Annotated in this window: 25 protein-coding genes; 12 read left to right on the top strand and 13 right to left on the bottom strand. The window is 67.4% G+C overall.

Going from position 1 to position 25,173, the window contains the following annotated elements:
- Window positions 1–155: 155 nt before the first annotated feature.
- The 4 genes from LIG30_RS16850 to speB form a co-directional block, all read right to left on the bottom strand.
- Window positions 156–953, bottom strand: coding sequence for a carbon-nitrogen hydrolase family protein (locus LIG30_RS16850; RefSeq protein WP_038713720.1), 798 nt, complete (start codon window positions 951–953; stop codon window positions 156–158).
- Window positions 950–2,455, bottom strand: a complete 1,506-nt coding sequence (locus tag LIG30_RS16845) for a purine-cytosine permease family protein (RefSeq protein WP_038713719.1) — start codon at window positions 2,453–2,455, stop codon at window positions 950–952. The genes LIG30_RS16850 and LIG30_RS16845 overlap by 4 nt, the downstream gene beginning before the upstream one ends.
- Window positions 2,456–2,633: 178 nt before the next feature.
- Window positions 2,634–3,962 (bottom strand): MFS transporter, encoded by a 1,329-nt coding sequence (locus tag LIG30_RS16840; RefSeq protein WP_038713718.1) that lies wholly within the window; start codon window positions 3,960–3,962, stop codon window positions 2,634–2,636.
- Window positions 3,963–4,003: 41 nt separating this feature from the next.
- Entirely contained in the window at window positions 4,004–4,960 is a 957-nt protein-coding gene (gene speB / locus LIG30_RS16835) for an agmatinase (protein WP_038713717.1), read from the bottom strand.
- 137 nt (window positions 4,961–5,097) lie between these two features.
- Here speB and LIG30_RS16830 point away from each other — a divergent pair, with 137 nt between their 5' ends.
- On the top strand, window positions 5,098–6,045 hold the full coding sequence (locus LIG30_RS16830) for a LysR family transcriptional regulator (protein WP_051995062.1): 948 nt from the start codon (window positions 5,098–5,100) through the stop codon (window positions 6,043–6,045).
- Here the strand turns inward: LIG30_RS16830 and LIG30_RS16825 are convergent.
- Window positions 6,014–6,478, bottom strand: coding sequence for an Lrp/AsnC family transcriptional regulator (locus LIG30_RS16825; protein ID WP_038713716.1), 465 nt, complete (start codon window positions 6,476–6,478; stop codon window positions 6,014–6,016). The two genes, LIG30_RS16830 and LIG30_RS16825, sit on opposite strands and share 32 nt — an antisense overlap.
- Before the next feature lie 132 nt (window positions 6,479–6,610).
- Here LIG30_RS16825 and LIG30_RS16820 point away from each other — a divergent pair, with 132 nt between their 5' ends.
- The gene (locus LIG30_RS16820) at window positions 6,611–7,237 is read left to right on the top strand and encodes a LysE family translocator (protein WP_038713756.1); all 627 of its coding nucleotides are present in this window, start codon (window positions 6,611–6,613) and stop codon (window positions 7,235–7,237) included.
- A 47-nt stretch (window positions 7,238–7,284) separates the two neighbouring features.
- Here LIG30_RS16820 and nadE read toward each other — a convergent pair whose 3' ends face one another.
- The 3 genes from nadE to LIG30_RS16805 form a co-directional block, all read right to left on the bottom strand.
- Window positions 7,285–8,139 (bottom strand): ammonia-dependent NAD(+) synthetase, encoded by an 855-nt coding sequence (gene nadE / locus LIG30_RS16815; RefSeq protein ID WP_038713715.1) that lies wholly within the window; start codon window positions 8,137–8,139, stop codon window positions 7,285–7,287.
- 64 nt (window positions 8,140–8,203) lie between these two features.
- Complete coding sequence (locus tag LIG30_RS16810) at window positions 8,204–9,073, bottom strand: DMT family transporter (protein ID WP_038713714.1); 870 nt, start codon at window positions 9,071–9,073, stop codon at window positions 8,204–8,206.
- Window positions 9,074–9,262: 189 nt separating this feature from the next.
- Window positions 9,263–9,448 (bottom strand): hypothetical protein, encoded by a 186-nt coding sequence (locus tag LIG30_RS16805; RefSeq protein WP_038713713.1) that lies wholly within the window; start codon window positions 9,446–9,448, stop codon window positions 9,263–9,265.
- 173 nt (window positions 9,449–9,621) lie between these two features.
- On the opposite strand from LIG30_RS16805, the gene LIG30_RS16800 reads away from it, so the two are divergent.
- Window positions 9,622–10,380 carry a DeoR/GlpR family DNA-binding transcription regulator gene (locus LIG30_RS16800; protein ID WP_038713755.1) on the top strand — a complete coding sequence of 253 codons (759 nt, stop codon included), beginning with the start codon at window positions 9,622–9,624 and terminating at the stop codon, window positions 10,378–10,380.
- Window positions 10,381–10,561: 181 nt separating this feature from the next.
- Here the strand turns inward: LIG30_RS16800 and LIG30_RS27300 are convergent, their stop codons facing one another.
- Together LIG30_RS27300 and LIG30_RS26460 are read right to left on the bottom strand one after the other, a co-directional pair.
- Window positions 10,562–10,804: a phosphoribulokinase gene (locus LIG30_RS27300; RefSeq protein WP_235510325.1), complete on the bottom strand. Its 243-nt coding sequence runs from the start codon at window positions 10,802–10,804 to the stop codon at window positions 10,562–10,564.
- A complete protein-coding gene (locus tag LIG30_RS26460) occupies window positions 10,791–11,006 on the bottom strand; it encodes a hypothetical protein (RefSeq protein ID WP_152986125.1) in 216 nt (71 codons plus the stop codon). The genes LIG30_RS27300 and LIG30_RS26460 overlap by 14 nt, the downstream gene beginning before the upstream one ends.
- Window positions 11,007–11,201: 195 nt before the next feature.
- On the opposite strand from LIG30_RS26460, the gene LIG30_RS16790 reads away from it, so the two are divergent.
- From LIG30_RS16790 to LIG30_RS16770, 5 genes are read left to right on the top strand one after another with little or no spacing between them, the layout of a single operon-like run.
- Window positions 11,202–11,675, top strand: a complete 474-nt coding sequence (locus LIG30_RS16790; protein ID WP_051995057.1) for a DUF3304 domain-containing protein — start codon at window positions 11,202–11,204, stop codon at window positions 11,673–11,675.
- 23 nt (window positions 11,676–11,698) lie between these two features.
- On the top strand, window positions 11,699–12,205 hold the full coding sequence (locus LIG30_RS16785) for a DUF3304 domain-containing protein (protein WP_083494069.1): 507 nt from the start codon (window positions 11,699–11,701) through the stop codon (window positions 12,203–12,205).
- 23 nt (window positions 12,206–12,228) lie between these two features.
- Complete coding sequence (locus tag LIG30_RS16780) at window positions 12,229–12,738, top strand: hypothetical protein (protein ID WP_235510324.1); 510 nt, start codon at window positions 12,229–12,231, stop codon at window positions 12,736–12,738.
- 23 nt (window positions 12,739–12,761) lie between these two features.
- Entirely contained in the window at window positions 12,762–13,274 is a 513-nt protein-coding gene (locus tag LIG30_RS16775) for a DUF3304 domain-containing protein (protein WP_083494068.1), read from the top strand.
- A gap of 23 nt (window positions 13,275–13,297) precedes the next feature.
- A complete protein-coding gene (locus LIG30_RS16770; RefSeq protein WP_038713712.1) occupies window positions 13,298–14,914 on the top strand; it encodes a T6SS phospholipase effector Tle1-like catalytic domain-containing protein in 1,617 nt (538 codons plus the stop codon).
- 64 nt (window positions 14,915–14,978) lie between these two features.
- Here LIG30_RS16770 and LIG30_RS16765 read toward each other — a convergent pair whose 3' ends face one another.
- From LIG30_RS16765 to LIG30_RS16755, 3 genes are all read right to left on the bottom strand, one after another.
- Window positions 14,979–15,653, bottom strand: a complete 675-nt coding sequence (locus LIG30_RS16765; RefSeq protein ID WP_038713711.1) for a TetR family transcriptional regulator — start codon at window positions 15,651–15,653, stop codon at window positions 14,979–14,981.
- 97 nt (window positions 15,654–15,750) lie between these two features.
- Window positions 15,751–17,028 (bottom strand): NAD(P)/FAD-dependent oxidoreductase, encoded by a 1,278-nt coding sequence (locus LIG30_RS16760; RefSeq protein ID WP_038713710.1) that lies wholly within the window; start codon window positions 17,026–17,028, stop codon window positions 15,751–15,753.
- A 131-nt stretch (window positions 17,029–17,159) separates the two neighbouring features.
- Window positions 17,160–18,749 carry an amino acid permease gene (locus tag LIG30_RS16755; RefSeq protein WP_038713709.1) on the bottom strand — a complete coding sequence of 530 codons (1,590 nt, stop codon included), beginning with the start codon at window positions 18,747–18,749 and terminating at the stop codon, window positions 17,160–17,162.
- Window positions 18,750–19,339: 590 nt separating this feature from the next.
- Between LIG30_RS16755 and amaB the strand changes: the two genes are divergently transcribed.
- The 4 genes from amaB to LIG30_RS16735 all read left to right on the top strand — a co-directional run bounded on the left by amaB (window position 19,340) and on the right by LIG30_RS16735 (window position 24,996).
- Window positions 19,340–20,851 carry an L-piperidine-6-carboxylate dehydrogenase gene (amaB, locus tag LIG30_RS16750; protein WP_038713708.1) on the top strand — a complete coding sequence of 504 codons (1,512 nt, stop codon included), beginning with the start codon at window positions 19,340–19,342 and terminating at the stop codon, window positions 20,849–20,851.
- 224 nt (window positions 20,852–21,075) lie between these two features.
- On the top strand, window positions 21,076–22,488 hold the full coding sequence (locus LIG30_RS16745) for an MFS transporter (protein ID WP_152986130.1): 1,413 nt from the start codon (window positions 21,076–21,078) through the stop codon (window positions 22,486–22,488).
- Between the two features lie 319 nt (window positions 22,489–22,807).
- Window positions 22,808–23,767: a LysR family transcriptional regulator gene (locus tag LIG30_RS16740; RefSeq protein ID WP_038713706.1), complete on the top strand. Its 960-nt coding sequence runs from the start codon at window positions 22,808–22,810 to the stop codon at window positions 23,765–23,767.
- A 200-nt stretch (window positions 23,768–23,967) separates the two neighbouring features.
- Window positions 23,968–24,996 carry a L,D-transpeptidase gene (locus tag LIG30_RS16735; protein WP_235510323.1) on the top strand — a complete coding sequence of 343 codons (1,029 nt, stop codon included), beginning with the start codon at window positions 23,968–23,970 and terminating at the stop codon, window positions 24,994–24,996.
- Window positions 24,997–25,173: the final 177 nt, after the last annotated feature.

The following is a 25,173-nucleotide window of genomic DNA, read 5'->3' as shown; positions in this document are numbered from 1 at the left end:
GCCAGAAACCCCCGCCCGACCAGGCGGGGGTTTTTGCATTTGCGGCCGGGAAACGTTCATCGAACGCGCTGCCGGCCCGCCTGCACCGAGTGACCTTACCCGGCAGACGATGCCGTCGAGCAGTGCGACACCGGCGCGCGTGCAATGCATCCCGTTCAAGCGGGACGCCGCACTGCTCCGAGCGGCACCGCGGCCAGGTCGACGTAACGGAACGCCGTCCGTGCGTCGACGAGCGCCGCTGGGTCGAGCGACGCGTCGACGAGCGCCTCGCGATCGCCGGGCGCGACGGCGACACATGAACCATCGGGCGCCGCGACGAGGCTCGTGCCGCTGAACGTATAGCGATCGCCGGAACCGACCCGGTTCGCCATCGCGACGTAGACCTGGTTCTCCAGCGCACGCACCGGAATCATCTGACGATGTACGCCGCCGTAAGGATTCATCATCCCGTCGAGGATCACGATCAGCTCGGCGCCCGCATGCGCAAGCGCGCGTGCCGTCTCCGGAAATTCGAGATCGAAGCAGATCAGCAGGCCGACCGTCATCCCGCGCCACGCGCAGACCGGAAACGCGCCGCCCGCCTCGAATACGCCGAGATCGGATTCGTACAGATACGTCTTCCGGTACCGCAGCAGCACGTCGCCGTTCGCGTCGATCAGCAGCGCGGTGTTGAAGTAGCGCCCACCTTCGCGTTCCGCGAAGCCGAATGCGACGCTCACGCCCGCTTCGCGTGCGGCATCGCGCACGGCGGTCACGGACGGCCCGTCGAGCGGCTCGGCCAGCCGGGCAACATTGTCTGGCGTCGGGAAGCCGCACGAATACGTTTCCGAAAACACGACAAGGTCGGTTTCGTCGCGCGAGGCCGCGATGATCGCGAGCGCTTTCGCGAGGTTGCCGGCGACGTCGCCGTCCTTCAGTTCCGACTGGACGAGGCGAATGCGCGGGCCGTTCATCGTGCGTCTCCCTGCGTTGCCGTGCTAACGAGCGTGCCGGGCGCGGGCGTTTCGTCGATCACGCGCCGCTCGCGGTCGAGATCGAGCGAGCGCGACAGCAGCCCGTACACGCCGCCCGCGGCGATCAGGCCGACGAGCCACGCGACGTCGACGCCGCCGAGCAGACGTGCGAACGGCCCGACGAACACCTCGCGGTTCGCTTCGGCGTCGAACACGTAGAAGAACGGCACCATCGCCGCGAAGCCGATCAGGTATGCGGCGATCCCGCGCGCTTGCCACCTGCCGTACAGGCCGTGCGGTGTGAAGAAGTGCGCGATCGCATAATGGCCGCGTCGCACGAAGAAGTAGTCGACGAGATTCACCGCGGTCCACGGCACGAGGAAGTAGAGCATCAGCGTCAGGAACGTCTGCAGCAGTGCGATGCCGTTGCCGCGGATCGCGAACACGCAGCCCAGCACGAACGTGCTGATCGCGACGATCGCGGCGACGCGCGCGCGACGGGACGGCCGGATCGGCATGATCGAATCGATGCCCGTCAGCACGGTCAGCATCGCGCTGTACGCATTGAGCGCGATGATCGGCAGGAAGCCGACGAGCGACACGATCGCGATCAGCTTGCCGAGGCCGGGCACCAGCGATGCGCCGACCTGGTTCATCGCCACCAGCGCGTCGGCCGCATGCAGCTTCTGCGCGAGCCATGCGCCAAGCCCGATCATCCAAGTGCCCGACAGCGATGCGCCGGCGAAGATCACCGCGATCAGCTTCGCGCGGCTCGTGTGCTTCGGCAGGTAGCGCGAATAGTCGGACACGTAGGGCGCGTACGAGATGTTGTAGCTCGCCGCGATCGCGAACTGTGTCGCGAAGGCGATCCAGTTGAAGCCCGGCGCCGCCGCCGGTGCGGCGGCCGTGCCAGCCGGCGCCGCATGGCCGAAGGCAAGCGCGAGGGTGACGAGCGCGTAGAGCGGCAGCGTCGCGATCAGCGCCCACGTGAACGTCTTGTGCATCAGGTCGTGGCCGTAGATCGCGAGCAGCGCGCCGATCGTGACGGCGGCGACGGCGACGAATGTGCCATCGATCCCGAACACGTTGTGCACGCCATCGACCATCAGCGATACGTTGACGACGTTGAAACCGACAAATACGAACAACGTCGCGAGCAGCGCGACGATCACGCCGCGATAGCCGAACTGCGCGCGCGACTGGATCATCTGCGGCAGCCCCATTTCCGGCCCCTGCGAGCCGTGGAATGCCATGAAGAGGGTGCCGAACATGATGCCGAGCGCGCCCGCGAGCGTGGTCCAGCCAGCAGAAAGTCCCATGCCCGGGCCGACGAAGCCGATCGAAATCGTGAAGAAATGAAAATTTCCGAGAAACCAGAACGGGCCCTGGCTTGCCAGTCTGGCGTGGCGTTCGCTTTCGGGAACGTAGTCGATCGAGCGGTGCTCGATCGCGGGGCCGCCCGCTTCGGCGCGGGCGAGCTCGATGGCGTCGGGGCGATTCATGAGAGTCCTGTCTCCTGGGCGCGCGCGTCGAATCGACCGACGCACGCCGGCCTGTCCCGGCGGGCCACGACGGGCAGACGAATCATTTTGTGTGGATGCGGCGGGCGGTGCGAGAAACCCGTCAGCCGGGGCGGGCGCGGATGAGCGGGGCGGCTGGCCGCCGCCCCGCTGTACGTATTTACGCGGTGCGTGCGTCGCGCGGCAGCGGCTCGGCCGTGGCGCGGGCTGCACCGGTATCGTCCACATCGCCGACGCGTCGCGCGATCAGCCACACGCACACCGACGACAGGATTGCGGCACTCGTGTACTGCAGTGCGAGCGGCCACCATTGCGGCGCGGCGTTCTGCGCGATCACCGTCGCGACGAGCGGCGTCAGGCCGCCGGCCAGCGCACCGCACACCTGGTACGCGATCGAGATGGCCGTGTAGCGGATGCGTGCGACGAAGATGCCGCTGACGAAACCGGCGACCACCGCGTAGTAGCCGGATTCGGCGAGCGTTGCGAGGCCGACGCCGAGCGTGACCGACAGCGGCGTGCCCACATGTACCAGCGGCAGCATCACGAACGGCACGATCGCGGCCCATGCGCCGGTGATCAGCAGCACGCGCGTCGTGCCGAAACGCTGCGCGAGGAACGCGGCAGTGAGCTGCACGACGAACTGCAGTACCGCGACGATCGTCATGCATTGCAGCACCATCGACCGGTCGAGCGACAGGAACTGCGTCGCGTAGCTGATCATGAAGATGTTGCTGAAATACACGCCGGCGATCCCGTAGACATTCGCGCCGATCGCGAGCAGCAGCAGCGGCCAGTACTTCATCGCTTCGCGCACCGGGTTCTGCACGATGTCGCCGCTCTTGCGGACTTCCTCGAACTCCGGCGACTCGGACACGCTTGCACGAATCACGAAACCGACGACGAGCAGCACCGCGCTCGCGAGGAACGGAACGCGCCAGCCCCAGTTCATTAGGTCGTCCTTCGGCAGCGTGCTGATCGCGCCGAACGCGAGCATCGACAGGATCAGGCCGCTCGCGCTGCCCAGCTGCGCGAACGACGCGAAGAACGTGCGCTTGCCTTCCGGCGCATGCTCGCCTGCGAGCAGCACCGCACCGCCCCATTCGCCGCCGACCGCAATGCCTTGCAGCACGCGCATCAGCACCAGCAGGGCCGGCGCGATCACGCCCGCTTGCGCGTAAGTCGGCAACAGGCCGATCGCGACGGTCGAGATCGCCATCAGCATCAGGGTCGCGAGCAGCGAGCGCTTGCGCCCGAAACGGTCGCCGAGGTAGCCGAACATCACGCCGCCGAGCGGCCGCGCGAAGAAACCGACCGCGAACGAGCCGAACGATGCGAGCAGGCTGATGAAGCGGTTCTCGCCGGGGAAGAACAACGGCCCGAACACGATGGCCGCGGCGGTCGCGTAGCTATAGAAGTCGTACCACTCGATCGTGGTGCCGACGAACGACGCGAGTGCCGCGCGCTTGGGTTGCTTGACGGAAGTCTCCATATGATCGGCTCCTCTCGAATCCGTTGGAATTGTTATCGGGATCAGTCGCGGTACGCGACGCCGGGCAGCACGCACAGCAGCTCGTACGCGAGATTCGCGCCGAGCAGCGCGGTGGTGCCGAACGGATCGTACGGCGGCGCGACTTCGACCAGATCGCAGCCGACGATGTTCAGGCCGTGCGCGCCGCGCACGATCTCGAGCGCCTGCGGGACCGTCAGCCCGGCGATTTCCGGGGTGCCGGTGCCGGGCGCGTAGGCCGGGTCGATGCCGTCGATGTCGAAGCTGATATAGACCGGCGTGTCGCCGATCTGTTCACGCACTTCCGCCATCAGCGGCGCGAGCGACTGGTTCCAGCAGGTTTCCGCCTGGACCACCCGGAAGCCCTGCTGGCGGCACCAGTCGAAATCTTCCGCGGCGTAGCCCGTGCCGCGCAGGCCGATCTGCACGACCTTCGAGCAGTCGAGCAGCCCTTCCTCGACCGCGCGGCGGAACGGCGTGCCGTGCGCGATCTTTTCGCCCATCATCGTGTCGTTGACATCCGCATGCGCATCGACGTGGATCAATGCGACCTTGCCGTGCTGGCGGTGGATCGCGCGCAGGATCGGCAACGCGATCGTGTGGTCGCCGCCGAGCGTGATCGGCTTGCAGCCATGCACGAGGATCGCGTCGTACGCGGATTCGATGCGCGCGATCGAATCGTGCAGGTTGTACGGGTTGATCGCGACGTCGCCGATGTCCGCGACCTGCAGCGAGTCGAACGGCGCGGCGCGCGTCGCCATGTTGTACGGGCGCAGCAGCACCGATTCGGTCCGGATCTGGCGCGGGCCGAAGCGCGCGCCGGTGCGGTTCGACGTGCCGAGGTCGAACGGCACGCCGACGAAGCAGGCGTCGAGGCCTTCGGCCGTCTGCACGTGCGGCAGGCGCATCATCGTCGCGATGCCGCCGCAGCGCGGCATCTCGTTGCCGCCGAGCGGCTGGAAATGGTTCTGTGCGTTCATGGGGCGTCTCTTCCTTGTAGGTTGCCGTATCGTTCGACGCGGCCTGACGCACAGTTGTACGCGCACATGCGTGAAAAAAGAATGCGAAAATGTCGACGCAAACATCGATCCGTATCGATGTATCGAAGGAGGGGAACGTGCTGGGAAATCTGTCGACGCTCGATCTGCGGCTGATCCGCGTGTTCCTCGCGGTCACGGACGCGGGCGGCGTCTCGGCTGCCCAGGCGGTGCTCAACGTCGGGCAATCGACGATCAGCGCGCAGCTGTCGTCGCTGGAGACCCGCCTCGGCTACCGGCTCTGCGAGCGCGGCCGCGGCGGTTTCAGGCTGACGCCGAAGGGCGAGCGCTTTCACGACATGAGCCGCAAGCTGTTGAGCGCGCTCGACGATTTCGGCATCGCGGCGCGCCATATGGACCGGCAGCTCGTCGGGTCGCTCGCCATTGGCCTGATCGGCCATACGCCGATCAGCCAGAACGCGCGGATCGCCGAGGCGATCGCGGCGTTTCGCACGCGGGACGAGGCGGTGCGCTTCTCGATCTCGGTGCGGCCGCCGGGCGACCTCGAGGAGCGCCTGCTCAACGATGAGATCCAGATCGCGGTCGGGTATTTCTGGCATCGCGTGCCCGCGCTGCACTACACGCCGCTGTTCATCGAGCGGCAGGTCGCGTATTGCGGCCGCGGGCATCCGCTGTTCGCGCGGGCCGGCGCGCTGACGGCCGCCGACGCGGCCGGCTTCGAATGGGCGTGGCGCTCGTATCCGCTGCCTGAAGCGCAGATGTCGACGACGCCCGATCGCGTGACGGCGACCGCCGACAACATGGAAGCCGTCGCGTTGCTGATCCTGTCCGGACACCACCTCGGCTACCTGCCGAAGCACTTCGCCGCGCCGTATGTCGCGCAAGGCCTGCTCGCGCCGCTCAATCCGGACCGCCTGCGCTACGACGTCACGTTTCACATGGTCGTCGCCCGGCGCGCGCGCGGCAATCCGATCGTGCAGGCGTTCCTGGAGGACCTGGCGCGCGCGCACCAGCCGCCGGACGCGTCCGGGGCGGTCACGGAATCGGCAGGCCCGCCTCGCGCTTGACTTCGCGCAGCGACAGCGCCGATTCGATCGACGTCACGCCGGGCAGCACGCGCAGCGATTCGCGCAGGAACGTGCCGTAGTCGTCGAGATCGTGGGCGACGACCTGCAGCAGGTAATCGGCCGTGCCCGACACGTTGTGGCACGACAGGATGCGCTCGATACCGAGGACTTCCCGCTCGAAGCGATTCGCGACCCCGCGGTCATGCACCGCGAAACGCACCAGCACGAACGCGACCACGCCGAAGCCGAGCGCCTTGCGCGACAGCTGCGCGCGGTAGCGCTCGATGTAGCCGTCGTTTTCGAGGCGCTTCAGGCGCCGCGCGCACGGGGTCTCGGACAGGCCCACGGTGTCGGCGAGGCGCGCGATCGGCATGCGGCCGTCGAGCTGCAGCGCGGCGAGAATCGCGCGGTCGGTTTTGTCGAGATCGGGCATGGCGGCGGAAAGTCGATGTAAACAGATAGATTTTGGCGGAATCCGCTCGCCATGAACAGCCGTCAAGCCAAAAAGGCCAATAATCCCTCGTCCGTTGACGGCACCATATCGCCGTTGAAGGACGAGGCGAACATGATTTCCACGCATCTGTTGTTGATCTATCTGGCGGCGCTCGCGGCGATCTACGCGGTGCCCGGCCCGGACATGGCGCTGGTGCTGCAGACCAGCATCGGCCGCGGCGTGCGGCCGGGGATGGCGGCGGCGGCCGGCCTCGGGCTCGCCCGCAGCGCGCACGTGACGCTGTCGGCGTGCGGCGTCGCCGCGCTGATCCGCAGCGCGCCGTGGCTCTACGAAGTGATCCGCTACGGCGGTGCGATGTATCTGGCGTATGTCGCGATCCAGGTATTCCGCTCGCCCGTGTTCGCGCTGCCGGGCGATGTCCGGGCGGACGCGAGCGGCGAATTGCGGCAGGCCTTCGTCAAGGGGCTGCTGACCAACCTGCTGAACCCGAAGGCGCTGCTGTTCTGCTCGGTGCTGCTGCCGCAGTTCGTGCGGCCCGAGGCGGGGCCGGTCGTCGTGCAGATGCTCGAACTGGGCGCGCTGCTGGTGGCCGCGGGCGCATGCTTCGATCTGGCCTGCGTGTTCGGCGCGTCGCGGATCGCGTCGTGGATGCGCGCCCACCCGCTCGCCCAGACCGTGCAGCGCTGGACGTTTTCCGCGGCGCTGATCGGTTTTGCGTTGCGCCTGTCGCTGGACTGAGACGCCGGCGGGCGATGGCGGCGTGCCGCCGCACCGGGCGAGCGCCGTCAGCGCTGCGGCATGCTCCAGTCGAACGGTGTGTAAGGCAGCGCGCGTTTGTGCAGCGAGCCGTCATAGAAGCGCAGCACCGTTTCGTAGACGTTGTCGCTGACGGGCTTGCCTTCGAGGAAGTCGTCGATCTCGTCGTAGGTGACACCGTACGCGTGCTCGTCGGGCCGCAGCGGGCGCAGCGTTTCGAGATCGGCGGTCGGGACTTTCATTGCGAGTGCGTCATCGCCGCCCAGCGCGCGTGCCACCGCGCGCACGCGCCGCTTGTTCAGCCCCGCGAGCGGCAAGACGTCCGCGCCGCCATCGCCGAATTTCGTGAAGAAGCCCATCAGGGATTCGGCTGCGTGATCAGTGCCGATCACGATTCCACGCCGCGCGCCCGCTACCGCGTACTGCGCGATCATGCGCTCGCGCGCCTTGACGTTGCCGTGCACGAAATCCTGCTGCGCGTGATCGGCGAACGTCAGACCGCCGGTCAGCAGGGTATCGAGCATCGCGTCGGCGGCCGGCTTTACGTCGACGGTCAGCGTTTCGTCCGCACAGATGAACGCGAGCGCGCGCTGCGCATCGGCTTCGTCCTGCTGCACGCCGTACGGCAAACGCATCGCCACGAAGCGCGCGTCGTAGCCGTCCGCGCGCAGGCGTTCCACCGAAAGCTGCGCGAGCCGTCCGGCCGTCGACGAATCGACGCCGCCACTGATGCCGAGCACGTAGGTCCGCAGGCCTGTCGAACGCAGGTAGCGCGCGAGGAAATCGACGCGGCGCGCGATCTCCGCTTGCGCGTCGAAGTGTGGCTCGACGTTTAGCTCGGTGATGATCGCATGTTGGCGGCTGGCGTAATCGGCAGATGTCATGGGCGGCTCCGGAGCGGCATACGGTCGGCCATCATAAGCGCAACCGCCGCTTCGTGCCGCCGCGCTAGCGCCGCGCGAGCGTCACGCCGGCCAGCGCGACGCCGAATCCGGCGATCTGCAGTGGCGTGAGCGTCTCGCCGAACAGCAGGTAGCCCTGCACGGCGGCGAGCGGCGGCGCGAGAAACAGCAGCGACGTTGCGCGCGCGGCGTTGCCGCGCCGGAGCATCCACATCAGCATCGTGACGGCGCCGCCGGACAGAAACACGACGCCCCAGACGAGCGATACCCACAGTGCGGGCGCGCCGATCCAGCGCGTCTCGTGCAGCGCGCCGACGAAGAGCGCGGCGACGATCGCGGCCCCGGCATTCTGCGCGACGACGGCCGTGCGCAGATCGGTCTGTGCGAGCGCGCCTTTCTGATAGAGCGATCCCGCGGTGATCGACGCGACCGCCAGCACCGACACCCCGACGACGAACCATGCCGGCACCGCGCCGGGCGGCGCGGCGATGCCGATCGCGAGTTTCGGCGCCAGCACGAGCGCGACGCCCGCGAGCCCGAGCAGCATGCCGAGCCAGCCGCGCACGGGCAGTTTTTCGTTGAAGAGCGGCACGGCGAGCACCGCGGTCGCGAGCGGCTGCAACGCGCCGAGCAGCGCCATCACGCCCGCGTTCAGGCCCTGGGCGACCGCCCAGTAGCTCGCGCCGAGATACACGCCCTGCAGCAGCGCGCCGGCGGTCAGGTGGCGGCCCCATTCGCGGCGGCCCGGCCACGGCGCGCGCGCGGCCAGCGCGAACGCGCCGAACAATAGTGCGGTGCCGGCGAAGCGCGCGAGCAGGAACAGATTGGGATCCGCGTAAGGCTTGATCGCGCGCGCGACGATGAAGCCGGTGGACCAGAGCGCGACGAACGCCGCGGCGACGATCAGGTTGAGCATGCGGAACGGCCGGACACGGGCCGGACAGGACGTGAAGTCCGGCAGTATCCCGCCGTGCGCCGCCGCCGTCTTGTCGCAAACTGCACCTGCACCTGCACCTGCACCTGCACCTGCACCTGCACCTGCACCTGCACCTGCACCTGCACCTGCACCTGCACCTGCACTCGCGCCCGCGCGGGGCGCAGCGAATCAGTCGATCGAGAAGGTGTCGAGCGGCTGGTTGGCGCTCGCCTCGGCGGCGAAGCGGGCGGTCAGTTGCTGATGCAGGCGTCGGGCCTCGTCGAGCGTGAGGTCGATCCAGTAGGGATCGCCCGCGGCGTCGTTGAGTCGTTCGGGTGGGAATTGGATTTCAAGCACTACGCCTTTGCGATACATCGCTCAAGCCCCCTGGAGTCTTCGGCGTTCGACGGAACGGCGAGTGTAGCAACCCGGCGCGCGCCGATTCGCGCTGTTCGCGCAACACAGAATTTCGCCGGCGTGCGGCTGGCATGCCGCTGTCAAACGGCCGTACTAAAATGGCGCGCTACTTCATCAACCTGCCGCCCGAGATGATCGCGGAACAACGTCACCAATACATCCTGTCGGAACTCGGAAGAACGGGCGCCTTGTCGGTGGCGGAACTCGTGCGCACGCTCGACGTGTCGCGCGAGACGGTGCGGCGCGACCTGAACGCGCTCGCGGCGCGCGGCCTGCTCGTGATGACGCACGGCGGCGCGCTGGCCGCGGATCGCCGTGAGCCGAGCCTGTCGGAGCGCGAGGCGGCGAACGCCGACGCGAAGCGGGCGATCGGCCGGCGCGCGGCCGCGTTCGTGCCGGACGGCGCGTCGGTGCTGATCGATTCCGGCAGCACGCCGCATGCGGTGGCGCTCGCGCTTGCCGATCGCCATCGGCTGTCGGTCTACACGAACGACTGGCGCACCGCGTTCGTGCTCGCGCGCCGCAACGGCAATCGCGTGACGCTGCTCGGCGGCGAGCTGTCCGACGACGAGGATGCGACGTTCGGGCTCGACACGATCCAGCAGATTTCGCAGTACCACGTCGATTTCGCGTTCGTCGGCGCGGGCGGCATCACGCCGGACGGCGAGCTGACCGATTACTCGCGGCTCGTGGCCGAGGTGCGCAGCCGCATGCTCGCGGCGGGCGCCACGGTGATCGTCGTGGCCGATCATTCGAAATTCGGCCGCGTGACGCCGGTGCGGATCAACGGCACGGAAGCAGCCCGCTATCTGGTCACGGACCGCGAGCCCGACGAGCCGCTGCTGCGCGCGCTGGGCGCGCGCGGGATCGAGCTGATCGTCAGCGACTGACGCCAGGGGTAGCTGCTTGCTATCCACGGAGCGCGTGCTTGAAATCGGCCGCGTTTTCTGCTCGAAATAACCGCGGCTGCCGGCGGGCGCGTGCTCGGATTATCTGCCACTGCGCTCGCATTCGGCCCGTCGTGCGTACACGCCATCTCCACCTGTTCACATTATCTGACACTGACGGAACTCAGACCGGCCGTCCGGCTACCAGCATCCTGCCGCGCAAGGTCGCTGCCTGTTCCGGTTCCAGCGAGTTGCTGAACAGCGCCTCGATCTCGGCCGGTTTCGCGACGAATTGCTCTATGAGGTCCGTGACGCGATAGCCGTAACGCGTGAGCGTCGGCTCGCGGTCGTCAAGCTGCGGGGACGGGACCGATTCGACCCAATGCAGCCGAAACAGGCTTCTCGCCGGTTCGCTAGCGCACTTCAAACGCGAGTGTCAGATGCAACCGGATCTGCAATAGCGTGCGCAGTTTCGTCGCCAGCAGATCGATCGCGTCCTCCGTGACGATCAATTCGACGCCGGCGCGGTCGGCTGCGCACGCGCCCGGCAGCCGGTACAGGTATTCGCGCTGGTAGCCGGTGATGGCACCTTTGCGAGCGCATCGCGTTGCAGATCGAGATCCGTGCATTGCCAATCAAAATACGGATTCCAAAATTTTAGACGGAAATCATGTATAGTAAGGCGATTGAAAGACTTTGGCCGATTCCGGACGCCTTTTGATCGGAGCCGTTAGATATCCAAATCATGGTTCGCCGGCATCCATCAGCCACCGTTTTCAGGACGCTACGGCGTGACAATTCCATTGAAACAGGGAACTCGTGCCATGAGAAACGCCTGCTCACGATCCGCCGCGCTTTGCTCGGCCGCTCTTGCCGCCTGTGCGCTGCTCGCCCTGTCCGCCTGTGCGGGTAGTTCACCGCTGTCCGTCGATCCGCTCGCCAGCGATCACCCGCTGTGGATGGTCCCGATCAACCGGACCGACCGCTGGGCGGTCAACATGGCCGTCGACCGGTACGGGATGGGAAATGCTACTCCCCACGGTAGTGGCGGCGCAGCGGCCTGCTGTTACCCGAGCCCAGCTGACTGGAGCAAGCCCGTCACCGTTCACTGGGAGTGGGACACGGTAGTCGATCCGAAGACAAAGGTTGTGCCGCCAACCGAACCCCATTCAATGGTCGTGCATTTCCCGCCGGGCGGCCCCGCGAAGGATGATCGCTACCTGTGCCTGATCCTGCGCGACCGCGAGACGGCCGAGCTGGCGTTCTCACGTGTCGCGTCCCACTGCGCCACGAAATAACCCGCACCCCCAAGGAATCCGACATGACCATACGCCAGGCGGGCGCGCCCGTGAGCGACACTGAACCGGACCGTACCGCGACACGCGGGATCAGCCGGCGGCTTGCCGCCTGTGCGCTGCTCGCCCTGTCCGCTTGCGCGGGCAGTTCACCGCTGCCCGACGATCCACTCGCCAGCGATCACCCGCTGTGGATGGTCCCGATCAATCAGACCGACCGCGGAGCCATCAACCTGGCGGTCGACAGGTACGGGATGGGGGACGTTTATCCACACAATGGTGGTGGCGCCGCCGCGTGCTGTTACCCCGGCCCCAGGGACTGGAGCAAGCCCATCACCGTTCACTGGGAGTGGGACACGGTAGTCGATCCGAAGGCAAAGGTTGTGCCGCCAACCGAACCCCATTCAATGGTCGTGCATTTCCCGCCGGGCGGCCCCGCGAAGGATGACCGCTACCTGTGCCTGATCCTGCGCGACCGCGAGACGGCCGAGCTGGCGTTCTCACGTGTCGCGTCCCACTGCGCCACGAAATAACCCGCACCCCCAAGGAATCCGACATGACCGTACGCCAGACCCGTGCGACCGTGAGCGATGCCGAACCGGACCACGCCGTAACACGGGGGATCAGTCGGTGTCTCGCCGCCTGTGCGCTGCTCGCCCTGTCCGCCTGCGCGGGCAGTTCACCGCTGTCCGACGATCCGCTCGCCAGTGATCACCCGCTGTGGATGGTCCCGATCAACCAGACCGACCGCTGGGCAATCAACATGGCCGTCGACAAATACGGGATGGGGGGCGGACGTCCACACAACGACGGCTCGGCAGCCGCCTGTTGTTACCCGGGCAGCAAGGACTGGGGCAAACCCGTTACGGCTCACTGGACATGGGGCACGGAACTCGATCCGCAAACGAAGGCCGTGCTCAAACCGCGCGAACCCCATTCAATGGTCGTGCATTTCCCGCCGGGCGGCCCCGCGAAGGATGACCGCTATCTGTGCTTGATCCTGCGCGACCGCGAGACGGCCGAGCTGGCGTTCTCACGTGTCGCGTCCCACTGCGCCACGAAATAACCCGCAACCATGAGGAGTCTGACATGACCGTACGCCAGGCGGGCGCGCCCGTGAGCGACACTGAACTGGACCGCGCCGCGACACGGGGAATCAGCGGGCGTCTTGCCGCCTGTGTGCTGCTCACTCTATCCGCCTGCGCGGGCAGTTCGCCACTGCCCGACGATCCGCTCGCCAGCGATCACCCGCTGTGGATGGTCCCGATCAACTATATGGATCGCTGGGCGATCAACATGGCCGTCGACAAATACGGGATGGGGGGCGTTGATCCATACAACAACGGCGGTGGTGCTGCGGCGTGCTGCTACCCGGGCAGCAAGGACTGGAACAAACCGGTCACGGCGCGCTGGACATGGGGCACGGAACTCGATCCGCAAACGAAGGCCGTGCTCAAACCGCGCGAACCCCATTCAATGGTCGTGCATTTCCCACAGGGCGGCCCGGCGAAGGATGACCGCTACCTGTGCCTGATCCTGCGCGACCGCGAGACGGCCGAGCTGGCGTTCGCCACCAGTCGCACACGCTGCGCCACGAAATAACCCTCAACCACGAGGAATCCGACATGACCGTACGCCAGGCAGGCGCGCCCGTGAGCGACACCGAACTGAACCGCGCCGCGACACGCGGGATCGGCCGGCGGTTTGCCGCCGAATTTCCCAGCGATCCCCGGGTTCGCATGCAGTGCCGCTTTTACCCGAAACTCAGCTTCTTCTTCGATGGCACCGGCAACAATCTGTATCAGGAGCTGCAGAAGCCCGAGCATGAGCAGGCGCTGTCGAACGTGGCCAAGCTCTATCTGGCGGCGGTGGACAATCGGATGGGACAAGGCGCCACGCCACGGTACATCCCCGGCGTCGGCACGCCGTTCCAGATTCCCCGTCGAATACCCGGCTATTTCGCCGAGCTGCTACGCGACGATCCCGGTGGAGCGGCGGGCCTGGGTCTGGGCGCGGGAGGGCGCATGCGCATCGATGCGGCAATCGCCGAATTCAAAATGATCCTCAAGGAAGACTGGACACCGGATTCGCATCGGCACATGCCGTCCATCAGCGTCGCCGTATTCGGCTTCTCGCGCGGCGCAACCGAAGCGCGCGCGTTCGCGCGGAAACTGCTTTCACAGTGCGTCGACAGGGACGGTCAACGGTGCTGGGTGGGGAGTAACCTGCAGTGCATCCCGCTGCACATCACGTTCATGGGCCTGTTCGACACGGTGGCGTCCGTGGGCGGCCCCGCCCTGCATCTGGACTGGGGGGCCGAATTGGCAATTCCGCCCGAGGTCGAGCGGTGCGTGCATTATGTCGCCGCGCATGAAGTACGGCAGGCGTTTCCGCTCGATTCGGTGCGCGTGAACCGGAGCTATCCGGCCAACTGCGAGGAAGTGGTCTACCCCGGCGTGCACTCCGATGTGGGCGGTGGTTATGCGCCGGACGAACAGGGCCGGAGCAACCTGCTCTCGCGTATCCCGCTACGTCACATGTACGCGGCGGCGCTTGAGGTCGGCGTGCCGCTGTGGTCGCTCGACAGAATTCTTGCAAACCGGAAAATTCATTTTCTCCTCGCGGAGGACGAGCCGCTAGTGACGCTGTATCAGGACTACATGGACAGCCTGCCCCCGGTGAAGCCCGAAGTCGAAGCACTGATTCAGGCACATCGGCGCCTGCTGTTCCAGTGGCGCGGCGGACTCGCGCGAAGGGGCGACGACACCCGCGTGCTCGGACAATTGTACGGCAAGCGCGGCGTGTCCGCGGCGGCTTGTCAGGCCATCGCGGCGGCCACTGACCAGGATCACCCCGAATGTGACCCGAGCGAATGGACGTATGCCGTCCCGCCCAGCCCGGAGAAGCAGGCAATTCAGTTACTGGGCGAGCAGCGACGGCTGGTGCAAAGGGTTGCCTTTCTGCGCCATCCGGTCGAAGGCAGTCATGGTCATCGCGACTGGCCGCCTCCCGAACCACGCAAGCGGACTGCGTATGAAGATCTCATCCTGTCTGCGTGGGACATCCCCTCCGCCCTACCGCCTGCGGTCGACGGTCTGCTGTCTGAACACGTTCACGACTCGGTCGCGCACTTTACTTCGTGGCCATGCGCGCTGCACGACCCGCGCGGCGTCTATTGTGACCGGGCCCGCTACTACGCCACGAGGCCACTGTTTGGCCCTGGCCCGGAGGTGACGGCTTGAACCATGCCTGCTACGCGCTCGCCAGCGACGCACGCTTGATGAAGCATCGCCCGCATGGCGGTGCTCAGGCCGCGACGTACCGCAGCACGGCTTCGACGATCGTGTCGCGGTGCCGCGTGCGCAGGCGCGGCGACGACGGATCGCGGCCGAACGCCGCGCCGAACGTGTAGCGGTTGGACACGCGGTGGAAGCAGAAGGAGCTGATCAGCAGGTGCAGGTCGTACGCGTCGACGTCCTTGCGGAACGCGCCGCTGGCCGCGCCGCGCTCGAGCAGTTCCTCGATGGTCTTGAGGATGCTGACGTTGCGGTTCTTGAACGACTTGAGCTGTTCGAGATACTTCGCGCCGTGGATGTTCTCGATCGACACGAGGCGAACGAAATCGCGGTGCTTGTCGTGATAGTCAAACGTGAACTCGACCAGCCGGCGCAGGCCCGCGCCCGGCTCCAGCTCGCCGATGTGCAGCTCCTGCTCCAGTGCGCGGATGTCGCCGTACACCTTCTCCAGCACGGCCTCGTACAGGCCTTCCTTGCTGTCGAAGTAGTAGTAGAGCATCCGCTTCGTCGTATTGGTGCGCTCGGCGATCGCGTCGACACGCGCGCCGGCGAGCCCCATCGCGGAAAATTCCTGCGTGGCGACGTCGAGGATGTTGCGCTTGGTTTGTTCGGGATCGTACTTGCGCCGCGTATCGGACGGAACCGCGCGGCTGTCGGGCGCGACACCCCTGCTTCCTGTTTTCATCTGATGTTATTGTGGCTCTTCGCGGCGGCTTGGACAGCGCATTCTAGCATGTGGGGCGTGCCGTTCCGGCCCGATTCCGCAGGCCGGAACGGCCGTGTCAGGCCGCTTTGCAGCGGTGCGCGGCGAGGGCGTCCCGGGCCTGGTACGCGCTGTAGGTGAGCTGCGCGGCGGCGAGCCCGGCAAGCCCGAACGTGCGGGTCAGGCCGAACGCCGCGAAGCCTTGCGGCACGGGCCGGCTTTCGGCGAGCGCGGCGGCGAGCGCTTCGCCGGCCACCGTGGTCGGCGCCATTCCGTGTCCGCCGAACGCGATCGCGTGCCAGACGCCGTCGGCATCGCGTCCGATCTGCGGCATCTTGTGCCGCGCGTAGCTCATCAGCCCGCCCCACGCATAGTCGACCTTCACGTCCGCCAGTTGCGGATACACGCGCGCCAGGTCGCGCTTGAGCAGCCGCGCGATCGCGTCCGGGCCGCGGTCGAGCACCGAGATCCGGCCGCCCCACAGCACGCGCGTGTCCTGCAGCGGGCGGTAATAGTCGAACGCGAAGCGCGTGTCGTAGACCGCATACGGCGCGTCGATCGCGTCCGCGAGGCGTGCGCCGAGCGGCTCAGTCGCGATCACGTAGGTTGCGATCGGCAGCACCGCGCGCTCGATGCGGGGCGACACGCCGCGCGCATAGCCGCCGCCCGCGAACACGACGTCCTTCGCGCGCACGGCTCCGTGCGGCGTGCGCACGACGAACGCGGCGCCGTCGCGCTCGATCGCGCGCGCGGCGGATTGCTCGAAGATGCGCGCGCCGCCGCGCGTCGCGGCGTCCGCGACGCCGAGCACGTACTTGAGCGGATGGAAATGGAACGCGTTGGGCTCGAACAGGCCGCCGTGGTAGCGCGCGGTCTTCAGGCGCTCGCGCAGTGCGGCGGCATCGACCGGCTCCCATTCGACGCCGAATTCCCGTTTCATCAATTGCCGCGCGTCGTCGAGCCGCGCGGGATCGTCGAACCAGTTCGCGAGCATCACGCCGCGATCGACGATGTCGCATGCGATGCCGTAGCGCGCGATCCGCGCGCGGATCAGGTCGACCGCGTCGACCGTCAGCCCGTACAGGCGGCGCGCCTCGGTCGGGCCGAGCGTGCGCAGCAGGTCGGCGTTGTCGAGGCTGTAGCCGCCGAACACGAAACCGCCGTTGCGGCCCGATGCGCCGAAGCCGACCCGCTCGCTGTCGAGCACGACGACGTCGCGCACGCCGCGCTCGACCAGCCCGAGCGCCGTGCACAGGCCCGCGAGCCCGCCGCCGACGATGCAGACCTGCGTGTCGGTCGTGCCGGACAGCTGCGGGTAGGGTTGGCGGGAAACGGTGGCTTCGTAGTAGTTCTGCATGCGGTTCGATCACTCATGAAGACGGAAAAACATGCGACGCGCGTCGATCCTGCCAGAACGCGCGCGTCGCGTCGAATCTACGGCAAGGTGCCGGCCGCCGGCCTCGGTGCGCGGCGGCGCGGCACGCCGGGTCACGCGCCCGGCGTCGCCGGCGCCGAATTCGCGCGCCGGACAGCGTAGGACGGATGGCCGGCGCCGTGCGTGGCGGCCGGCTCCGGCATCGCGCCGCGCTCGATCCACGGCGCGATCTCCATGTCCTCATAGCGGACGAGCCGGCACTTGCGGACCACCGCATAGCCGATCCAGATCGCAAGGAAGAACGGGATGCCGATGTAGGTTGCCGCTACGCCGACCCAGTCGATCCTGTCCGCGGCGAACGCCTGGTAGTCCTGGCCGAGCGCGACGACCATGCACAGCGCGAACGCGAAGAACGGGCCATACGGAAACCACTTCGAGCGGTACGGTAGCTGCTCGAGACGGTAGCCCTGCCTGATGAAGCCCTTGCGGAAGCGGTAGTGGGTGACCGCGATGCCGAGCCACGTGATGAAGCCTGCCATGCCCGACGTGTTCAGCAGCCACAGGTAGACCGTCTTGTCGCCGTACAGCGAGGTCAGGAAACACAGCGCACCAATCGCCGTCGTCGCATACAGCGCGTTGCGCGGCACGCCGCCTGGCGACAGCTTCGCGAACAGCTTCGGCGCGCGGCCTTCCACCGCGAGGTTGTAGAGCATGCGCGTCGACGCATACATGCCGGAGTTGCCCGCCGACAGCACCGCCGTCAGGATCACCGCATTCATCACGCCCGCCGCGAACGCGAGGCCGGCGTGACGGAACACCAGCGTGAACGGGCTGACGCCGATGTCGGTCACGTCGCTCTTCAGCAGGTTCGGGTCGGTATAGGGAATCAGCATGCCGATCACGAAGATCGCCAGCACGTAGAACAGCAGGATGCGCCAGAAGATCTGGCTCACCGCGCGCGGGATCGTCGTGCGCGGATTCTCCGACTCGCCGGCCGCGATGCCGATCATCTCGGTGCCCTGGAACGAGAAGCCCGCGATCATCGCGACGCCGAGCATCGCGGGCCAGCCGCCCGCGAATGGCGCGTCGCCGATCGTGAAGTTGCTCAAGCCGGTGCTCGGCCCGCCTCTCAGGATGCCGAAGATCATCAGCAGGCCGACCGCGACGAACGCGAGCACCGTCAGCACCTTGATCAGCGCGAACCAGTATTCCGCCTCGCCGAAGCCGCGCACCGACAGCGCGTTGAGCGCGAAGATCAGCGCGAGGAAGAGCGCGCTCCACCAGATTCCGGGCACGTCCGGAAGCCAGTAATGCATCACGAGCTGCGCGGCGACCAGCTCGACCGCGAGCGTCACCGCCCAGCTGTACCAGTAGTTCCAGCCGAGCGCGAAGCCGAAGCCTTCGTCGACGTATTTCGCGCCATAGGTCGCGAACGAGCCCGACACCGGCATGAACGCGGCCATCTCGCCGAGGCTCGTCATCAGGAAATAGACCATCATGCCGATCACCACGTAAGCGAGCATCGCGCCGCCGGGGCCGGCCTGCGAGATCGACGCGCCGGACGCGACGAACAGGCCGGTGCCGATCGAGCCGCCGATCGCGATCATGCGCAGGTGGCGCGCCTGCAGCGCGCGGTGGAGGGAGGGCGTTGGGACGGGCGCGCCGGAGGGGCTCGCCGAATCGGGTTGGGCAGTTGAACGCATGACGGGGGCTGGGCGCTATCTCCATGATGGTTGGAATACGAAGCGCGGCACCATCCGCCCGCCGTCGGAATCGCGGCGTCGACGCATGCGGTGAGCGCCGGCCCGGCCGGTGCGCATGTCGCGTCGACTTCGTCTGTCATCCGGCTGCACGCGCGTGACGCGGTGCGTACCGTGAGTTTGCCGGATGCGCATTTAGCACACCTAGGCGTCAGGCGCATTGTGGTGAGTCAAAACTCTCGTCGCAAACGAGTTTTATGAATTACATCATGCATTCGACTCATTAAGTATGACGATGAGCACGGGTTGGCGAGCGCGCGGCCTGTCTGACGGGCACGCGGCGACGCGCAAGCCATGCGCGAACCATCGGCGCACCGCGGGGGCGATATTGCCGCCGGCGCCAGTTGATGCGTTTCCGGAATGAAGTCGTGAGTTAATATCAATAGCCGCACGGCTTTCGGCCGCCGACAATGCAACGCTTGCCACCCTCGCATCGACTGCGTGCCGCGCTTGCGCGCAGCCTGCGAACGCGCTCCAATCGAATCATGAGAGCGGCCTTGCCGCACCGATCAACCTGTCCCTGAGAGGAAGTGATGCAATTCAACGACATTCTCGCCGAGCTCGGCGTCGATCTCGACCAGTGGAAAGGCCATGCGCTGACCGCCCGCTCGCCGCTCGACGGCGCAACGCTCGCGACGCTCGCCGTCGACGGCCCCGCCGACGCCGAGCGCAAGATCGACGCCGCGCACGCGGCGTTCCTCAAGTGGCGCACGGTGCCCGCGCCGGTGCGGGGCGAGCTGGTGCGCGTGTTCGGCAACGTGCTGCGCGAGCACAAGGCCGCGCTCGGCCGCCTCGTCACGCTGGAGGCGGGCAAGATCGCGTCGGAAGGGCTCGGCGAAGTGCAGGAAATGATCGACATCTGCGATTTCGCGGTCGGCCTGTCGCGCCAGCTGTACGGCCTGACGATCGCGTCCGAGCGGCCGGGCCACCGGATGATGGAGACCTGGCACCCGCTCGGCGTGTGCGGCGTGATCTCCGCGTTCAATTTCCCGGTCGCGGTGTGGGCGTGGAATGCCGCGCTCGCGTTCGTCTGCGGCGACCCCGTCGTCTGGAAGCCGTCCGAGAAAACCCCGCTCACGGCGATCGCGTGCCACGCGCTGCTCGCGAAGGCGGTGCGCGAATTCGACAAGACGCATCCGGGCGTCGTGCCCGAAGGCCTGCACCAGCTCGTGCTCGGCGCGCGCGACGTCGGCGAGGTGATGACCTCGTCGAAGAAGGTGCCGCTCGTCAGCGCGACGGGCAGCGTGCGGATGGGCATCGAAGTCGCGAAGGTGCTGAGCCAGCGCCTCGCGCGCAGCATCCTCGAACTCGGCGGCAACAACGGCATGATCGTCGCGCCGAGCGCGGATCTCGATCTCGTCGTGCGCGCGGTGACGTTTGCCGCGGTCGGCACGGCCGGCCAGCGCTGCACGACGCTGCGCCGCCTGATCGTCCATCGCAGCGTCGCGGATCAGCTGCTGCCGCGTCTCGAGAAGGCGTTCGCGTCGGTGAAGGTCGGCGATCCGCTCGAAGCCGGCACGCTGGTCGGCCCGCTGGTCGATCGCGCGTCGTTCGACGCCATGCAAAAGGCGCTCGCCGACGCGCGCGAGCAGGGCGGCGACGTGAAGGGCGGCGAGCGGGTCGAGATGGGCCACGCGGATGCGTATTACGTGCGCCCGGCGATCGTTCGGATGCCGAAGCAGACGGCCGTCGTCGAGCGCGAGACGTTCGCGCCGATCCTCTACGTGCTCGTCTACGACGATTTCGAGGATGCGCTCGCGGTGCACAACGCGGTGCCGCAGGGCCTGTCGTCGGCGATCTTCACGAACGACATGCGCGAGGCCGAGCAGTTCATGTCGGCGGCGGGCAGCGACTGCGGGATCGTCAACGTCAACATCGGCACGAGCGGCGCGGAGATCGGCGGCGCGTTCGGCGGCGAGAAGGAAACGGGCGGCGGCCGCGAGTCGGGCTCGGACGCGTGGAAGTCGTATATGCGTCGCGCGACCAACACGATCAATTACAGCCGCGAACTGCCGCTCGCGCAGGGCGTGAAGTTCGACGTCTGACGCGTGTACGGAGGCCGCCGACTGGCGGCTTCCGTCGTCCCGGTGGCCATGCCGGGACGCGTTCGTGCGATGCGCGGCGATCCACCCGATCGTCGATGCGCCACTCCGGAGCCTGCGCGTGCGCGGCGCGCGCATGCGCCGTACAATTGCGCGGACTCGCCCGCGCCGCACCGGGCGAGCAAGAACGAAAAAACACATTCGGAGACGCGCACCTCATGGCCTCGATGGACATTCCCTCGTATTCCCCGCCCGCATCCGCCGCGCCGCTCGACGCAGGCGCGATCTCGGCCCGCCTCGACCGCCTTCCGCCCACCCGCAGCATCTGGAAGCTCGTCGTGCTGCTGAGCCTCGGCTTCTTCTTCGAACTCTACGACCTGCTGTACAGCGGCTATGTCGCGCCCGGCCTCGTCAAGAGCGGCATCCTCACCGCGACGACGCACGGCCTGTTCGGCACGACGGGCGTCGCGAGCTTCATCGCCGCGTTGTTCGCGGGGCTGTTCATCGGCACGATCGCGTGCGGCTTCCTCGCCGATCGCTTCGGACGCCGTGCGATCTTCACGTATTCCCTGCTGTGGTACACCGCCGCGAACGTCGTGATGGCGTTTCAGGACACCGCGGCCGGTCTGAATTTCTGGCGCTTCGTCGTCGGGCTTGGGCTCGGCGTCGAGATGGTGACGATCGGCACCTACATCTCCGAACTGGTGCCGAAGCAGATTCGCGGACGCGCGTTCGCGTGCGAGCAGGCCGTCGGCTTTCTCGCGGTGCCGGTGGTCGCGTTCCTCGCGTACCTGCTCGTGCCGCGCGCGCTGTTCGGCCTCGACGGCTGGCGCTGGGTCGTGCTGATCGGCGCGCATGGCGCGATCTTCGTCTGGTGGATTCGCCGCGCGCTGCCGGAAAGCCCGCGCTGGCTCGCGCAGCAGGGCCGGCTCGACGAGGCCGACCGCATCGTGCGTGGGCTGGAAGCGAAGGTCGTGGCCGAATACGGCCGGCCACTGCCGCCGCCCGCGCCCGCCGAGCCGGTGCCCGCGCGCGGCAGCTTCACCGACATGTGGGTGCCGCCGTACCGCAAGCGCGCGGTGATGATGACGATCTTCAACGTGTTCCAGACGGTCGGCTTCTACGGCTTCGCGAACTGGGTGCCGACGCTGCTGATCAAGCAGGGCATCACGGTCACGACGAGCCTGATGTATTCGAGCGTGATCGCGCTCGCGGCGCCGGTCGGCCCGCTGATCGGCCTCGCGATCGCCGACCGCTTCGAGCGCAAGACCGTGATCGTCGCGATGGCGGGCATGGCGATCGTCTGCGGGCTGCTGTTCAGCCAGACCTCGGCGGCGGCGCTCCTGATCGTGCTCGGCATCGGACTCACGCTCGCGAACAACATCATGTCGTACAGCTATCACGCGTACCAGGCCGAGCTGTTCCCGACCGCGATCCGCGCGCGGGCCGTCGGCTTCGTCTATTCGTGGAGCCGCTTCTCGGCGATCTTCACGTCGTTCGTGATCGCCGCCGTGCTGAAGGGCTTCGGCACGACCGGCGTGTTCATGTTCATCGCCGGCGCGATGGTGATCGTGATTGCGGCAATCGGCCTGATGGGGCCGCGCACGAAGGGCATCGCGCTCGAAGCGATCTCGCGGTGACGGCGGGCGGCGGCGCGCGTGCGCGCGCCGCGTGATGCCGCATGCGACCGCGCGCTTCGCGAAGCCGGCCGGTGCGCCGGCGACCGCCATCTGCCTGTCCGAATCGTTGATGTTCTCGCAGGGCATGCGCGACCTCGCGCGGCATTCATGAATCGGGTTCATAGACCCTTGCCGATTCAGCCACCTAGTCAATGGCCATCCTGGCCGGTAAATTCCGCATCGTCCATGCATTGCATCGCGCGCTGCCGGAGCAAGGGCGCGCACCGCGCGTCCGTGCCGGCGCTGTGGCGCGATCGCTTCGTTCGCGCAGGAGGATTCCGTGATTGACCGTATTCAGGCGATGCGCACGTTCATGCGTATCGTCGAGACCAGCAGCTTTACCCGCGCCGCGGAATCGCTCGACATGCCGCGCGCGACCGCGACGACCGTCATCCAGCAGCTCGAGGGGATGCTCGGCACGACGCTGCTCGCGCGCACGACACGCCGTGTCAGCCTGACGCCGGAAGGCGCCGCGTATTACGAGCGGTGCGCGCAGATTCTCGCCGACATCGACGAGCTCGAAACCAGCCTGCGCAAAGGCGGCGGCACGCCGAGCGGGCCGCTGCGCGTCGAGATGCCGGGCGCGGTCGCGACGTCGATCGTCCTGCCGGCGCTCGGCGATTTCCATGCGCGCTATCCGGGCATCGATCTTGCGATCGGCGTGAGCCATCGCGTCGTCGATCTCGTCGGCGAGGCGGTCGATTGCAGCATCCGGCTCGGTCCGCTTCCCGATTCGGGGCTGGCCGCGCGCCGCGTCGGCATGATCGAGCACGTCACCTGCGCGAGTCCCGCCTATCTCGAGCGGCACGGCGTGCCGCAGCGCTTCGACGATCTGGCGGGCCACGTCGCGGTGAATTGCATGTCGTCGCACAACGGGCGCGCGGTCGACTTCGATTTCGACGTGGGCGGCCGTGCGCTGACCGTGAAGGTGGACGGTTTCGTGCGGGTCAACGACGAGCACGCGTACCTGGCCTGCGGGCTCGAAGGGCTCGGCCTGATTCAGCCCGCGCGCATCGCCGCGCAGCCGCTTCTCGACGCGGGGCTGCTGCGCGAGGTGCTGCCGCAGTGGAAGCCGGTCGCGATGCCGGTGTCGGTCGCGTACGTGAAGGGGCGTCACGTGTCGCCGCGCGTCCGCGCGTTCGTCGACTGGCTCGCGGAGCTGTTCGAGCGGACCGGCCACGTCGAGGCCGACATGTCGCGCGTGCGTCAGCTGATGCGCGGGGAGATGTACGCGGATTGACGATTGCGTCGCTTCAGCCAGTCCGCTGTCTCTACAATATCGGCTTCGTCGTTTTGGCCGCATCGATCAATGAGTCTGGACTGTCAGCATCGCGGCACGTGCCGCATCCGTTTCCGTGTTTCGCTCCGCCTGATCGGCGCGGGCTTGTGTTCGCAGGGATATGCGCCGTTGTCCGGCCGGTATTCGGGCACGCGCGCAGAATGAAAAACAGACAGAAAACCTGGGTGCCCGTATTGGGGTGGCCGGCGTTCGATCGCGCCGGTGCTCGCGCGCGCATTGCGGCGCTGCTGATCGCTTGCGCCGCGAATCCGCTCCATGCGGAACAACTGGATTGGGACGCGTCCGCCGCGCCGGCCAGCGTGAACGCCGGGAGCGCCGGGACTGGCGAACCGGCCAGCCCGGCCGCAGCCGTTACACCGCCGCGTCGACCGCCGTTGTCAGCGGAGGAGGCCGCGAGCGCGATGCTGCGCGCGGTCGCGCTGCGCCAGACCTTCGCGCAGGAGGTCACGCGCCGGCTGACGATTCCCGCCGACGTGCAGCACGCGTACGGTGTGCGCCTGCAGCAGACGCTCGCCGAGTACGATCTCGCCGGTCTCGCCGGGGAATACGTGGTGCTGGTCGACCGTGCCGCGACCGTGCAGGCGCTGTTCATCTATTTCCGCACGACGCGCGGCAATGCGTGGACCCTGATCGGCGCGTCGCCGGTCGCGACGGGCCTGCCGGGCACGTATGACCACTTCCTGACGCCGCTCGGCGTGTTCGAGCATACGCCCAGCAACATGGACTTCCGCGCCGAAGGCACGATGAACCAGAACGGCATTCGCGGCTACGGGCGGCACGACATGCGTATCTACGATCTCGGCTGGGTGGACGGCGAACGCGGTTGGGGCAAGGGCGGCACATCGAAGATGCGCTTCCAGATGCACGCGACGGATCCCGATCGGCTCGAGCCGCTGCTCGGCATCCGCCACTCGAAGGGCTGCGTGCGGATCGCCGCGTCGCTGAACGAGTTCATCGATCGCCACGGGATCCTCGACGCGGAATACGAGGCGCTCGTCGCGTCCGGGCGATCGCTTTGGGTGCTGCATCCGGGGCGTGAAGTCACGCCGCTTGCGGGACGCTATATCGTCGTGATCGACTCGCAGCGCAAGACCCGTCCGGCGTGGTCGCCGCTGCCGGGGAGAAAGGCGCTGAAGCAGGTGCCGAAGGGCGGGGACGTGGCGGACTGAGCGCGCTCGGGCGTGCGCGTGCGCGGGCGTGCGCGGGCGTGCGCGGGCGTGCGCGGGCGTGCGCGTGCGCGCGGCGGCCGCGCTCGGGGGGGCGCGTGCCGTGACGCGCGCGGTGCCGCTGCGTGCTCGCACCATCGTTTCATGTATCGGGAATGAAACGGCGCCAGCGGCGGATTC

This window comes from Burkholderia sp. lig30 (genome assembly GCF_000687455.2).
GTDB lineage: Bacteria > Pseudomonadota > Gammaproteobacteria > Burkholderiales > Burkholderiaceae > Burkholderia.
This window is presented reverse-complemented; position numbering and strand designations above follow the sequence as displayed.